This window comes from Chryseobacterium gambrini (genome assembly GCF_900156825.1).
GTDB classification, from domain to species: Bacteria; Bacteroidota; Bacteroidia; order Flavobacteriales; family Weeksellaceae; genus Chryseobacterium; species Chryseobacterium gambrini.
Map to the genome: position 1 here is coordinate 212,614 of NZ_FTOV01000002.1, position 12,483 is coordinate 225,096.

The window sequence follows — 12,483 nt, forward strand, 5'->3', positions numbered from 1 at the left end:
ATTTTAATTTAAAATTGTTTTAATTATCGATCCCACACTGGGAAAATACTTCACAGCTTTCCTCATCATCAAAGAATGATAATTGTAAATCCTCTGAGGAACTGTCATCTTTGATTTTCTTTTTTAATTGTTCTGCCCTTTTTCTGATATCTTCAACTGTGGAATTTTCTCTGAAAATTTTGATTGGTAATTCCGGTAGTGGCTTTCCTTCTTTTTTCAGTTTTCTTTTTTTACTTTCCGGAATGTAGTAGCCATATTTATTCTGAAGGTATTCGGCAAATTCAAACTTCCAAGGATCATCGATCATTATTTGAGCTTGTTTATCTAAGTTTCGTTTGTAGCAATCACAGCAATTGCCTTCCCATCCTTTTAGATTTAATCTGAACGGTTGCTGAGCAAACCAAAAATTAACATGCTTTTTTGTAAATGGTTTCCAAGATACAAGCGGATATTTTAAATTATACTCGCTTTTTCCTGAACTCATACGATCAAACTCATCAACTCGGATCCCGATGAAAGTGTCGTAATCTTTCTTTTTAAATCCGATACTTTTCATGTAAGAATGAATCGGTCTCTCTTTCAATTCTCTGGTTGAAAACTTTGAAGAAATGTTCGGTAAACCATATTTTTTCACCATCATTTCGTAAGGAGTATTGTCTCTTAGTTTCCAGTCCTGATTGCGTGTAGCAGTTTCAAAAGTAACGATCCTGTGAGTTGTTCCTTTTCTTTGATTTAAATGAATTTCGGCTTCAACCCAAATAATTTCACAACCGAAGTGCTCTCCAATTTTTCTGACAAATTCAAGGGTTTCATCATTCTCTCTACCAGTATTGGCGAAAATAACAGTGAAATCATATTCGTCACTTTTATTCTGCAGCAACCACCAAAGCATGAAAGCTGAGGATTCACCACCAGAAAATGATATAAGTCCTTTTTTCTTCATTATGCGCTGATTAATTGTTTTCTTTTAGGATTTCTTTTATTTATTATCTGCTTAATTTTTGGAACATTTTTAAGTATTAAGTCTTCGATCTTTTTACTGTGTTTGCTTTTTTTATGCTTTAAGCCATGACTTTGACGAATTATAAATGTTCTTAAATCAAATTCAATAGTTTCTATTTTTACACCCTCATATCTTGCTGAAAATATGAGACTGTTTTTTTTATTATAATAGCTATTGGCATAAACGCAATGGTGAAACAATTTTCCCTCTTCGTAAAACTCCTGTACATTCTGTAATGGTCGAACGCTTAATTTTCCTGAAGTAAATTCAAGTCCTAAAAATTTTCCTTTTTCTCTTTGGTATTGCGGTTGTGCAGTATCAATTCTTTTTTTATCACTAATTCCGGTAACTTCCAGTTCTTTCTTAATTTTCAGATTGATATAATAATCATGAGCTTTTACAAAATCTTCCGGACAAACGTAATATTTGTTATGAAGATCTTTATCTAAAAAAGCTAAGGCTTCAATGTAATCCCTATATGATTCCGTATGCTCTTTTTTTATTTTGTACTTATTTCTAAAACATATTCTGAGCGCTGGCCAGTACTCTTCAATGTCTTCATTCGTCCATTGCTCAATGATATTGATATAGCCTAATTTCAACAATGTTTCTGTTTTAGGGCATTTCTCCAGCTTATTTATTAAAGTTGAAAATTGGATATCTTCTAATCGTTTTGCAGTAATTCCTCTCTTTAGAAGATCAGAACGGAATTTTGATTCTGGCAGAAAAAACCAAGGAAAAGGATCATAATTTTTATTCGTATAGTAAGTAATACTAAATCCAACTTTACGAATTTCTAATGAGCCACAATATCCCCCAGTATATCCGCTTTCTATCATAGAATTGATAACAACCTTCTTACTATTTCCATCATACCAACGTTGATTAATTTCCCAGCAAACAATATCTTTTGGCTCTCCTTTTCTGTATCTCACTCTGGTGTAAAAACATCTGGTCACTTGAAAATCGTAAATTCCTTCTTTTATTACAGAAGCCAATGCAAATATTCTTAACTCTGTATGATCTTTTATTTGCCTTGTATTTTTTACTTTTAGTTTTGATTGACAGGTAGGGCAGGTTACTTTTTCATTGGAAATAAGTTTCATATCTACATTTGAACCACATTCCAGACAAAATGCTTTATGTTTTGTTGCATAGCATAATTTAGGATATAGTCGATCAACGGCATAAGAAATCTGTTCTGCTGTTAATCTTGGTAGTTTATTTTCTAACTCCTTTACGGCTATTTCTATTTTGGTTTTTGGTTTCATAACTAAGACATTAATTCAAAAAGTGATAACTGAGTTCCATCGGCAGGTTTTTCTTCCTTTTTAGGTTTTTTAGGTTTAGCTTCCTGTTTGGGATTTGCTGCAACATTTGCACGCTCTGGAGTTTTTCGTGGCGGATTATTTTTGTTAATCTCAGCAACTTGCTCTGCGGTTCCACCAACAACGACATGTCCAGATACCTTGGCAATTTTTTTCAAATCTTTGGTCAAATAATATGTTTTAGCCAATGTAAATACCTCATCATTTGTCATGGCATGAACTCCTAATTTTTTTACCTCTCCCATGATGTATGCGCAGCAGTCTGTAAGATTTTTATCTTTATTCTGAACTGCTGTGGCCAATTCTGGATCGTTATTGATTTCAGCATCTAAATACGTTTTAATAGCTGTTTCAAATGGATTACTTGCTTTCATATAGTGGTTTTATGTTAAAATTCTAAGTGTTCTATTGAATCAAAAAATTCAGTGATATCGTTTATATAGCTGAGATCAATTCTTCGGAAATCTTTATAGTTTCCACGATGATAACCGTCCTGAATTCTTATGATCTTACACCAGACTTTTGTGCCGGCTCTCTCAAATGTGCATCCAGGTAAAATGATCTCTCCAGTCAATTTGTATTTACTATTTCTGTTGTAAAAGAAATCGTCAAGTCTTTTCTGCATTGCTGGACCATTCGGTACAATTGCTAAAATTTCACCGCCCCAATATTCTAAATGCTTACAGGCTTTTATGATGTGTTCCATTGCTGTTTTTCCGGAAGCTCCAAAAGGAGGATTCATTGCGATCTTATTGAACTTATTACTGATGTGATAATTTTCAAATGCAATATTGTGAACCTTCCCTGTAGCATTTATTGATAACTCAGAAGCCAGATAATGGCTCGGCTCAATAAAATGATTATTTGTATTTCCCGGGAAAAATCTTCCGATCGCTCCATGTCCGGCAGACGGCTCCAGTAAATTTTCATTTGCTTCTGGATTCAACCACTCAACCATCTTCATTCCCAGCGGTTCCGGAGTAGCAAAATAATCGACACCTTCTCTGGCTTTATTGGATGAGGTTTTCTTACCACGTGCGAAATAGAATGTTTTAGCCTTATCAAATTCCGATATCGTGAATAAAAATCTGTCAGCTTCTTTTCCTCCTGTTCCCTGATTTGTATTTGGCTCGTCGGTGTGGGCGTTTTTATATCCTTCTTTGAATGCCGTTTCCAGATCACGGGCGAGATTTCCCATCGCAAGATTTTCAGCCGTTTTTGATCTCTGCGCAATCTTAGTCGCAAATGCATATCTTTCCGTAGTGGTTTGGATCGTAGCATACTCGTAAATCGCATTACTTCTTAAACCTTCTCTGTATATCCTGCCTTCGGTTTGGATCGCCTGAGTAGGAGCTGTAGGAAGTCCTAAGTTGATTAATACTCTTTGGTGTTTTCCTGACCTATCGTGAAGTGAAATCCCTTCCTGTCCTGCCTTGATTTGAACAATAATTAAATTGGTGTCCGAATCGTCCTCGTTAAACTCATCTATGTATCTGCTGCGGAGTTTTTTATTAATAGTTCCGTTGAACTCTTTCGCCTCCGGAAAATATCTTTTTAAAGTTTCCCTAACATTGATCAGATCATTAAGGTTTAAATTCCAAAAGTGAGAGTATTCGTCTCTGAAGTTTGAAATTTCAATATCAAGTTCAGGGTTGTAATCTTCATCTTTATCCAGGAACTCGTCACTGTGAAACTGAAAAGGGTGAGAGGGTAGAGAATTATTGTAATTGTGAAAAACAACTACCTTTCTTCCCATTTTCAAATGCTGATAAATTCTTTTCGGGATCTCTCTGGCTTTTATACATTCCAACAGCTGGGTAATGTACAGGTGATTATGTTTTTTATGAATTCTGTCACTAAGGATCGGATATTTATCACAGAACGTCTGATCCCAGAACAGCTCAAATCCCGATTCAATTTCTTTTCCGATCTCAGAATCCAGCGTAATAAATTCACGCGAATAATCATAATCTAAATTAATCTGTCGGGTAGACATTACACCGAGCTCTCTCTGTCTCTCGAAAAAATTTCTCTCCATCAGGTTTTGATCGACACCACTTTCCGGAATGGTGCATTTGTTGTACCTCATCCGATATCCGAAATTCTCAACCATGAATTTGCTCCAGCCTGTCGGCACATTATATCCATCTTCATAGCTTGGATCTTCTATCGTTTCATTGATCTCAAACAAACAACCGTCTGCATATTTTATTGATTTATGGTAGGCGAAAGGAGTTGCTGAAAGAAAAACAACTTTTGTTCTATCAACTATTTCAGTAACAATTTTCTTGAAAAGCTCTTTGTTGAAAACTTCTCTACCATATTCATCTGTAGAGTAGAGAGCAGATGATTTTCTGATTTTGGTTTTTACAACAGATGGAACTTTTACAATTTCCTGATGCTGCATATAGTACGAAGTGGAAATCCCCTGTGCGTTTTGGTTCAAATAATGGCTTTCATCATAAATAACCAAATCAAATTCTCTAGTTAACAGCGCCTGATTCTGGTAGAAATTTGCATAGGTTGTCACACTTATTTCAAATCCGGGATCGTGAACTCCGGAAAGATGATGAACGTTTAAATCAAAGACCTCAGCTTCTTTTTTCCAGTCAGTACATTTTTTTTCGGTAGGAACAATTATTAAAATATTTCTTTTGTCCTGAGCAAAGAATCGTTTCGCAATACCAAGGCCAACAAAAGTTTTTCCTGTTCCGGTTCCGTTGGTGAATAAATATCCTTTACCAATTTTAAACCTGTTTTCTGCGAAACTTATATCTTCTGCCTGTGTATCGAAAAGAAAAGGCATCATGTTTTTAATATTTCCAGGATCACCCAGAATTATTGAAGAAACATTTTGTGTCGCCTCAAAATCAAATGATAATTGTGTGTACTTACCTTCAAACATCGTTTTTTTTTAATTGAGAGTTTCAAACTCTATCTCTATTCTTGGGACTAATCCGTAGATTTTTTCAACATTGGAAATTTTACATATCTGAGAATCATTCAGAAAAACAATTCCCTGCAGCGCATCAAATAATGGCTTATTTAGGTTGTCTGTCAGATCAGGCTTTACATCTTTGTAGAAAACTTTGCCTTGCTCCAGTTCCTTCAGCTTATATTTCGGCCAGTTTTTTTGTGGAGCAAAAACATAAAGAAGTTTTTTCACATGGATTGCTCCGGAATAAGGTGCAAAACCTGCTGGAAGTTGTGATTTTACATCGTAAGCAATATTTTTTTCATTTCGCTTAACCTCAGCAGTTTGGTAATGCTGAACGTAGACCTTATTGTTTTTTGTTCTCGCTACTCTTGATCTTACCGACTGTTTTGGCTGTGGAGTTCCTAAGATTTTTAATTTCAGATTCATTTACTTCAATTTTGTAGTTATTGTAATTACTTTTTTCTCGTCTGTTTTGGACGTAAAGCTCTTGGAAAGGCTTTAGCCAGTGTGGTTTATTGTTTTTCATTTCTTAATCTTTCTATTTCTGCTCTGAGTTTGTGATTTTCTGCTCTTAACTGGAAGGATTCATAGCTCCGTCTGTTTTTTAACTCATACACATTCTCCATAATACACATGATGTAGTTAATGTCATGACTTATCTCTTTAAAGTCTTTGTACCAGTCTTTTTTCTGATTTTCAAACATGGCCAATACTTCTTTTTCGTTGGCTTCATTAGATCCAGGAATTAAATTTCCTCTGGCTTTCAACATTGCTTTTTCGTCACTTTTACCGAGAAAATATTCGATCCTGCCTATTGCTTTCATCAGCTTATTTCTGACCATTAATTGAGTTTCTCTATCATCCTGAGTGTGAACTCTATCGTCCCATCCCTGACAAAACTGTCGAAAAGCTTCAACTGCTTCAGAATGGGAAATCGTCTTCATCGTCGTCTTCTGTTTGTGTTGGTTGTACTGGTCCATTTCCAAATGCCTGTTCTGGTGTAAATCTTAAATTGTGTATATTCAAATTACTTACTGGACTACGGTCATAAAACTTTGTACAGTTGGCGAATGCGAACTTTGTCGTTTCATTTTCTACATAATACTCGTAATATCTCCGGCTTTTCCAGTCGAAGTAAATGTCATAAATGCCCCATTTTGCAATTCCTTCTGGCTTAACTTTGAGAATGTGAACATTCGTCTGATTCTCTTTGATGATTGGTCCTTTTTCAGGATCATTATTCGGTTCCGGACGATGAACTAAAACCTGCAGCATAGCCTTCCTGTTATTGTTCTTTCCCCCATAGAATTCATCCGCCAGTGCTAATAATTTTTTTCTCTTACCTGTTTTATGATCTAAAGTTTTCTGAGTTTCCGCCACATGATTGACTATAATGTCATATCGATTGTTTTCTTCAGCTTCCAGATTAATGCGGTTAAGACATCTTAAAACCTCATTAGCTTTTGGTTCAAAGTCTTCAATATCGTAGATCGGATCAATCACCAGACTATCGAATTTAATTCCGTAATGCTGCTCAGCTTTAGCCAATTCCTTGTAAATATTTTCAAGGGATTGATAAGCGGAATTTTTTCGATCCTGTTTGAAAACATAAAGCTTATCCAGAAGAAAGTGCTCCGCCTCATCGGCTTCTGCATCTGTCATTGCATAAGGATTCTTTGATCCATCAGGTTTAATTTTAGAATATGGCTTACCTTGGTATAGTCCACAGAAATGAGAAAAAACTTTCTCGACATCTCCGCTCTCTGTGGTAAAAATTGCAACCTTGAAATTGTATTTCTCGATAAGCTGCATAACCAATTCATTTGTAAATTGAGATTTACCATGATTGGGTTCACCTCCGATCAGAATTGTAGTTTTTCTGGATCCCATCAAATACTTACCCTCATCGAATTTATTCCAGGTTGTAAATCCAAAGTGTATCGGATCAAGCTCTCCGTTTTCACGGATGAATCTCATTCTTTGCTGAGTTCTGCCTAATAAATCTACGAAGCCCATGGTCCAAGAATTTCTGGTTGTAAATTATCGGCTTTTGTCACTGTTTGAGTTTTTACTCCGAATTTTCCTTCATTTCTTTTCCAAGTACCCAACCTGCCTTTTGTACTCCAAGTTTTTTCCAGTTGAAATTTCATTACTCCGGAAGCGCTTGGCTCAATCCAGTAATCGTAAAAATCTCTTACGGTTTGTTTACCGAATTCTTTTACAAAAGGTTTTAAGGAATTATAAAATTCTATTTGTGTTAATTGCTTAAATGATTTTTCAGATTCGGAATTACCAACTTCCTGTTTTTCTTTTGGAGGAACTTTAGTGGGTGGATTTTCTTTTTTACTTTCTTTATTATTTTTAGTTTTGTTTAGTTTATCTTTAGTAGACACTAAGCTCGACACATCCTCGACATGAACCTCAGCACTAACCTCTGCATAATCCTCTACATTTTTTGCATAGGTTTTTAAAGAATATTGAGCGGAAGCACTTCCGGATTTCGTTTTAAAGTCTATTAAGCCTGCTTGCTTCAATCTATTTCTCGCTGAATTAAGAGTACGAACATCTGTCAAGCCGATACTTGATAAAACCTTCTGATTGTTATGATCGAAGGATTCTCTCCAAGAACACAGATTGTTTACTTTCAATAGGTAGAAGTAAAGAGCAATCTCGGTTGATCGGAATGAATACACTTCATTCATAGTCCAGAAATTGTTTATTAGCTTTAAGTAGTTCATTTTTTAATTTCAGTTATTTTTGAAATGGTACATTCGTGAGCTGTCTTCCGTTATTGGATATAAAAAATAATCCTGTTGGGGTTTGCTCTATTTTCATGGTTTCAATCTTTCCGAAGAATTTTACATTTCCTCCCAGATCCACAACCCATGCGCTTTTTTTTGTTGGAGCTATTCTCATTACTCGCCCTACAATCTGATAATAAAGAGCTAATGACATGGTACTTCGGGCAATCAGTACACACTCCAGTTCCGGATAATCGAAACCTGTGGTAAGAACTCCCACATTTACAACACATCTTATTTTTCCTGATTTGAATTGAGTAAGAATTTTTTCCCGCTCATCTTTTTTTGTTGATCCGGTAAGAAGTACGGCTCCGGGAATTCTTCTGGTTACATTCTCAGCCTCTTCAATAAGAGAGCAGAATATTAACAGATTTGGTCTTTTTGCTAACAGTCTATGTGCGTATTGCACAATCTTAGAAGGCATATCAATAACCTTGTAATATCTTCTCAAAGATTGTTCTGTAAAGTCTGTTCCTGTACTGTTTAGCTGAAGCATTTTTCTGTCGACAACATCAAAGGAGAAATATTCAAGTTTGGCCAGGTAACCATTATCGAAAAGCTCACTATTTTGGATATAATAAAGAACCTCATCAAATACTTTTGGCTTTGTTCTGGTCAGGAACTTCAATTGAGCACCTTCCATTGTGTTATGCAACCTGTAAGGAGTTGCTGTAAGTCCTAATACTTTTGCCTTCGGAAAAGCTGAAATAAATTCCTCATACATTCCTCCCTTTGGATTTACTAAGTGGCATTCATCAATGATAATGTGTTCCAGTCCCTCAAAAAGATGCTTTTTATTAATGATGCTGCCGATTGTACAGAAAGTAATATTATCTACTTTTTTTTGTCCTGCAGAAGCAGAATAAATGGAAGCCTTAAAACCTTGACTGATATACTTTGCGAAATTCTGTTCCAGGATTTCCTTAGAAGGCTGTAGGATCACCGTCTTTCCGGTCAAAGGAGCAAGCATATTTGCTATGACCACAGATTTACCTGCTCCGGTTGTAAGGATAAGAAGAACATTCTTTTTTGAGTTTCCCTGAAAATATTTTATGCCAGCTTCAACCGCTTCTTTTTGATATGGCCTCAATGTGAACTTTGGCTTTTCAGCGATTGTAAATAAATTTGGCGCGTTTTCTTTAACGATTTCAGCTATTGACATTTTAAACTATTTGTTTTATTGAGTTGTAAGATTTTTTGATTTCTTGAATGTTTTCTTCGAAATATTTATCAAAGGAATCTTTGCCCCCGAAAATCTCATCTAATCTTTCTGAAATTTGACCTGATGGATTTAACCAACTATCTTCTTTACATTCAATAGGTGAATAAATTGCAATCAAATGTGCAGAAGATTGAAAATGGACACACATTGCAGCATAAGCTGTAAGTTTGTTTTTTGCCTGTAATGAATATTTTGAAGACATTGCTCCATATTCGTATTGTATTAAAGTTTCTTTAGACATACTAATCTATTTTTGCATTTTCAAAATCTTCATCACCATCATCTTCTGAAGGAAATTCCATTGACAGCTGCTCGTATTGCGGAGCCGTTTTTCCGTTCATGTAAGCTTCGACTTGCTCTATCACAATTTTCAAGTAATTATTAAGTTCTTCTATGTAGAGATAATTACTATTGTCAAGCTTTATTTTTGGAGTAGTAAATCCAATTACTCCGTAGGTAACAGTTTTGGATCCGGTAAGAATTACAGATCTGTTTTCATCACTTCCAGTAATTTTAAAAGCTGTAACACCATAATTTTCTAAACTCTCATGAGCTTCAAGTTCTGAAAGAGGAGTTTGATTATTGGACCAGTGGAAGAGTCCATCAATATGAGCCAGAAAAACATCTAACTTTTTAAAAGCTTCTAACATATCATCGTGTACGATATGAACTCCTTTTCGGGACAATTCATCACCTTTCATAAGGCCGACTAATAACTCATAAGAGTACGTTAGGAAGTGATCTTTTAGCGATGCAGATTTGATTTCAATCTGCTTTTCTTCTTGGTTTGCGAAATCAACTAATTTTTCAAGCTGATCAGAGTTAACTTCAATTACTTTCATAAATATTTATTTTGCTTCAAAATCATTTAATTCAACACGCTTTTCTAAGCGGTTAACTTTTTTAGCGATCATTTCCTCAACTTTTAATCCCAAAAGGGGATTAATCATTTCCATTTGTTCAATCATGATCTTCACATCAGCTACTTCTTCCACAAGGTTTTTGAAACTTTCCTCATTATTATTTCTGATATGTTTGCGAACTGCTAAAGCCAATTCTGTGGCTTCTTCCTGTGCCATCTCATATTGAGCTCTTACGCCCCACTTTTCGATAGCTTTTAAATAAATTTCATGTCTTGCCATACTGTTCTTTAATTTTTATTATTTTATCTATTAATGGTAGGTTTGAAAGTTCATTATTGCATTTTTCATGCATGAGAACCATATTCGGAAGAGCATTTCTTCCACCTCTGGAAAGAGCTAATAAATGTTCCAGCGTAATGTCGTCGCCAAGTTTTTTATTACAGAAGAAACACAGATCACCGTCACGTTCTAAAATCTGGGCTTTTTCCTTTTTGTAGCTCGACTTTCTTCCGACATTTGGAGGATAGCCATCCCATTTTTTATTTTCTTTAAAAAACCGGATTGCTCTCGCTGTATATTTATTTGATGTTTTACCACTTTTGTAAACTATTCCTATGATTCTGCCTTTAAATTTTAGGGCTTCATATTCGTTGGTAGTTGGTAGAATGTCGCAACCACCTTGCTCTAACCATTTTCTGAATTTTTGTATATCTAAATCCATCTAATCAAGGTCTTTAATATTGCATGGAAATCGGTAACCATTTTCTCTCTCACAGATCACCGCATTTCCGCTAATCCCGATGATCTTTATTTTTTCACCTTTTTTGGCCCAGAAGCTCTTGGCGAATTTTGCATCTTTGTTGAGAGTTTTTATGTCACCTTCTTTCACATTTCAATTTTTAATTGTTCGTTTGGTTCAGGAAGGACGATGTTGAAAAAGTCCTTTGCGAATTGTCTAATTTTTTGTTTGAATTCGAACTCCCATTCGTAAGTATTGAGCTTTGTAGATGATTGAGGAACTCTCACAAAAAGTCCAGTATCTTCATTTATCTTTTCTTCGTAGTTGCAGTTCATCTTAATAAGATCATGGACATCTTCAGCTGACATTATCTCTCCCCATGTATCAAGTACACCTCTCTGCAGAATAGGAATCCATACTTTCCAGTAAAAACTATTTTGTCCGTTGGAACGTTTTTTATATTTCCTTTTAAATATGAGAGTGATTTCTTTGCCTTCGAATTGTTGTACCGCCTTCTTTATGAAATCATTATTCTGCCGGAACTTTCCATCACGAATGAGAGTTTCGATTTCAATAGATTTCATAATTATTCGTCTTGAAAAATTGTCATATCAAATCCTGCAGCCCATTGTGGTTTATAAAGGATGTTTTTGCTCTTGAAATAATCGTACGATCTGTCAAAGGCTCTTTCATTTACCATTTTATTCAGACGCATCATATAGTACTCGAATTTTCGTTTACAGTAATCTATATAACCTACCTCAACCTCCGGAACCGAATAGTTGAATTTATCATCGTACAGTACATACTTAAATTTTGGATTTGTGGAAAGTCCCAGAATTTCCAAACCTGTTGCGTAAACTCCGATCTGCATTTCATAGTCGTATTTTTCAATCTCCCATTTGAATTTATCAGGGTTTAGTTGCGATACGAATTTGAAATCATGAAAAAGAGTAGGCGACCAAGTGTCAAGAATCGCAACGAATTTCCAACCCATATATTCAAACCTGATCTTCTTTTGAAATTCTTCGCAAACACATAACTCATCTGCAACGTCTGGAGCATTTTTTAGATGATCAGAAATTTTTACAGCTTTATCATATTCCTCCTGAGTAACGCAATCCTTTCCACTTAGAAGCGCTCTGCAGTATGCCTTCAGATGTAAAACATTTTCAATCTTTCCGGATTTATAATTGTCTTTAAATGCCTGCTCAAAAACTTTATCAAAATCAGTTGCAAGATCTAATGGGTGAGCGTTCATAATATCATTTACCATTTCTTCCTGATTTCCTTTTGATGGTCCCTTTGAAAGGATTGCAAATTTTTCATGGAATTTGTGATCTTCCAAAACAAGGCAGTCAACCAAGCTTCCGAAATTCATTCCTGCATTTTTACTTTTCGGTTTAAGTAAAGCACTCATAAAATTTATAGGACTATCAAGATTTTTTAATTTGGAGTAAGACATTGAAATGTCTCTCGTAATTAATCTTTCTATTAAAATCTCTCGCTCAGATCTATTATCCGGTTGCTCAATAGGAGCGATATTTACTGCTTCCTGTTCTTGAGCTTCTATTGCTGAATTTTTCATT

General features: G+C 35.2%; 16 protein-coding genes. All 16 read right to left on the reverse strand.

The window, feature by feature from the left end; all coding sequences use genetic code 11:
- Positions 1-19 precede the first annotated feature (19 nt).
- Positions 20-943 (reverse strand): phosphoadenosine phosphosulfate reductase domain-containing protein, encoded by a 924-nt coding sequence (locus tag BW951_RS04475; RefSeq protein WP_051289358.1) that lies wholly within the window; start codon positions 941-943, stop codon positions 20-22.
- Complete coding sequence (locus tag BW951_RS04480; protein ID WP_027380887.1) at positions 943-2,274, reverse strand: PcfJ domain-containing protein; 1,332 nt, start codon at positions 2,272-2,274, stop codon at positions 943-945. The genes BW951_RS04475 and BW951_RS04480 overlap by 1 nt, the downstream gene beginning before the upstream one ends.
- Before the next feature lie 2 nt (positions 2,275-2,276).
- On the reverse strand, positions 2,277-2,705 hold the full coding sequence (locus tag BW951_RS04485; RefSeq protein WP_051289359.1) for a Cas9 inhibitor AcrIIA9 family protein: 429 nt from the start codon (positions 2,703-2,705) through the stop codon (positions 2,277-2,279).
- Positions 2,706-2,719: 14 nt separating this feature from the next.
- Positions 2,720-5,236, reverse strand: a complete 2,517-nt coding sequence (locus tag BW951_RS04490) for a DEAD/DEAH box helicase family protein (RefSeq protein ID WP_051289360.1) — start codon at positions 5,234-5,236, stop codon at positions 2,720-2,722.
- 9 nt (positions 5,237-5,245) lie between these two features.
- The gene (locus BW951_RS04495) at positions 5,246-5,695 is read right to left on the reverse strand and encodes a RusA family crossover junction endodeoxyribonuclease (protein WP_027380888.1); all 450 of its coding nucleotides are present in this window, start codon (positions 5,693-5,695) and stop codon (positions 5,246-5,248) included.
- Between the two features lie 86 nt (positions 5,696-5,781).
- A complete protein-coding gene (locus BW951_RS04500) occupies positions 5,782-6,213 on the reverse strand; it encodes a hypothetical protein (RefSeq protein WP_139326099.1) in 432 nt (143 codons plus the stop codon).
- The gene (locus BW951_RS04505; protein WP_076390697.1) at positions 6,191-7,285 is read right to left on the reverse strand and encodes a P-loop NTPase family protein; all 1,095 of its coding nucleotides are present in this window, start codon (positions 7,283-7,285) and stop codon (positions 6,191-6,193) included. The genes BW951_RS04500 and BW951_RS04505 overlap by 23 nt, the downstream gene beginning before the upstream one ends.
- Entirely contained in the window at positions 7,273-8,007 is a 735-nt protein-coding gene (locus BW951_RS04510) for a hypothetical protein (protein WP_076390698.1), read from the reverse strand. The genes BW951_RS04505 and BW951_RS04510 overlap by 13 nt, the downstream gene beginning before the upstream one ends.
- A 13-nt stretch (positions 8,008-8,020) precedes the next feature.
- Positions 8,021-9,232 carry a DEAD/DEAH box helicase gene (locus BW951_RS04515; protein WP_081413992.1) on the reverse strand — a complete coding sequence of 404 codons (1,212 nt, stop codon included), beginning with the start codon at positions 9,230-9,232 and terminating at the stop codon, positions 8,021-8,023.
- 1 nt (position 9,233) lies between these two features.
- Positions 9,234-9,533: a hypothetical protein gene (locus BW951_RS04520; protein WP_027380891.1), complete on the reverse strand. Its 300-nt coding sequence runs from the start codon at positions 9,531-9,533 to the stop codon at positions 9,234-9,236.
- Position 9,534: 1 nt separating this feature from the next.
- Positions 9,535-10,134: a hypothetical protein gene (locus BW951_RS04525; protein WP_027380892.1), complete on the reverse strand. Its 600-nt coding sequence runs from the start codon at positions 10,132-10,134 to the stop codon at positions 9,535-9,537.
- A 6-nt stretch (positions 10,135-10,140) separates the two neighbouring features.
- Entirely contained in the window at positions 10,141-10,434 is a 294-nt protein-coding gene (locus BW951_RS04530; protein WP_027380893.1) for a nucleoside triphosphate pyrophosphohydrolase family protein, read from the reverse strand.
- Positions 10,421-10,876 (reverse strand): HNH endonuclease, encoded by a 456-nt coding sequence (locus tag BW951_RS04535; protein WP_034753003.1) that lies wholly within the window; start codon positions 10,874-10,876, stop codon positions 10,421-10,423. Before BW951_RS04535 ends, BW951_RS04530 begins: the two co-directional genes overlap by 14 nt.
- On the reverse strand, positions 10,877-11,044 hold the full coding sequence (locus BW951_RS22645; RefSeq protein ID WP_155845030.1) for a hypothetical protein: 168 nt from the start codon (positions 11,042-11,044) through the stop codon (positions 10,877-10,879). It abuts the gene before it with no gap.
- Positions 11,041-11,478, reverse strand: a complete 438-nt coding sequence (locus tag BW951_RS04540) for a hypothetical protein (RefSeq protein ID WP_027380894.1) — start codon at positions 11,476-11,478, stop codon at positions 11,041-11,043. Before BW951_RS04540 ends, BW951_RS22645 begins: the two co-directional genes overlap by 4 nt.
- A gap of 2 nt (positions 11,479-11,480) precedes the next feature.
- Positions 11,481-12,482, reverse strand: a complete 1,002-nt coding sequence (locus tag BW951_RS04545) for a PD-(D/E)XK nuclease-like domain-containing protein (protein WP_175608784.1) — start codon at positions 12,480-12,482, stop codon at positions 11,481-11,483.
- Position 12,483 lies beyond the last annotated feature (1 nt).

Excerpts from the sequence above, each read along its gene's own strand:
- BW951_RS04475 (WP_051289358.1), bottom strand. The coding sequence starts at position 943 with ATGAAGAAAAAAGGACTTATATCATTTTCTGGTGGTGAATCCTCAGCT.
- BW951_RS04480 (WP_027380887.1), bottom strand. The coding sequence starts at position 2,274 with ATGAAACCAAAAACCAAAATAGAAATAGCCGTAAAGGAGTTAGAAAAT.
- BW951_RS04485 (WP_051289359.1), bottom strand. The coding sequence starts at position 2,705 with ATGAAAGCAAGTAATCCATTTGAAACAGCTATTAAAACGTATTTAGAT.
- BW951_RS04490 (WP_051289360.1), bottom strand. The coding sequence starts at position 5,236 with ATGTTTGAAGGTAAGTACACACAATTATCATTTGATTTTGAGGCGACA.
- BW951_RS04495 (WP_027380888.1), bottom strand. The coding sequence starts at position 5,695 with ATGAATCTGAAATTAAAAATCTTAGGAACTCCACAGCCAAAACAGTCG.
- BW951_RS04500 (WP_139326099.1), bottom strand. The coding sequence starts at position 6,213 with ATGAAGACGATTTCCCATTCTGAAGCAGTTGAAGCTTTTCGACAGTTT.
- BW951_RS04505 (WP_076390697.1), bottom strand. The coding sequence starts at position 7,285 with ATGGGCTTCGTAGATTTATTAGGCAGAACTCAGCAAAGAATGAGATTC.
- BW951_RS04510 (WP_076390698.1), bottom strand. The coding sequence starts at position 8,007 with ATGAACTACTTAAAGCTAATAAACAATTTCTGGACTATGAATGAAGTG.
- BW951_RS04515 (WP_081413992.1), bottom strand. The coding sequence starts at position 9,232 with ATGTCAATAGCTGAAATCGTTAAAGAAAACGCGCCAAATTTATTTACA.
- BW951_RS04520 (WP_027380891.1), bottom strand. The coding sequence starts at position 9,533 with ATGTCTAAAGAAACTTTAATACAATACGAATATGGAGCAATGTCTTCA.
- BW951_RS04525 (WP_027380892.1), bottom strand. The coding sequence starts at position 10,134 with ATGAAAGTAATTGAAGTTAACTCTGATCAGCTTGAAAAATTAGTTGAT.
- BW951_RS04530 (WP_027380893.1), bottom strand. The coding sequence starts at position 10,434 with ATGGCAAGACATGAAATTTATTTAAAAGCTATCGAAAAGTGGGGCGTA.
- BW951_RS04535 (WP_034753003.1), bottom strand. The coding sequence starts at position 10,876 with ATGGATTTAGATATACAAAAATTCAGAAAATGGTTAGAGCAAGGTGGT.
- BW951_RS04540 (WP_027380894.1), bottom strand. The coding sequence starts at position 11,478 with ATGAAATCTATTGAAATCGAAACTCTCATTCGTGATGGAAAGTTCCGG.
- BW951_RS04545 (WP_175608784.1), bottom strand. The coding sequence starts at position 12,482 with ATGAAAAATTCAGCAATAGAAGCTCAAGAACAGGAAGCAGTAAATATC.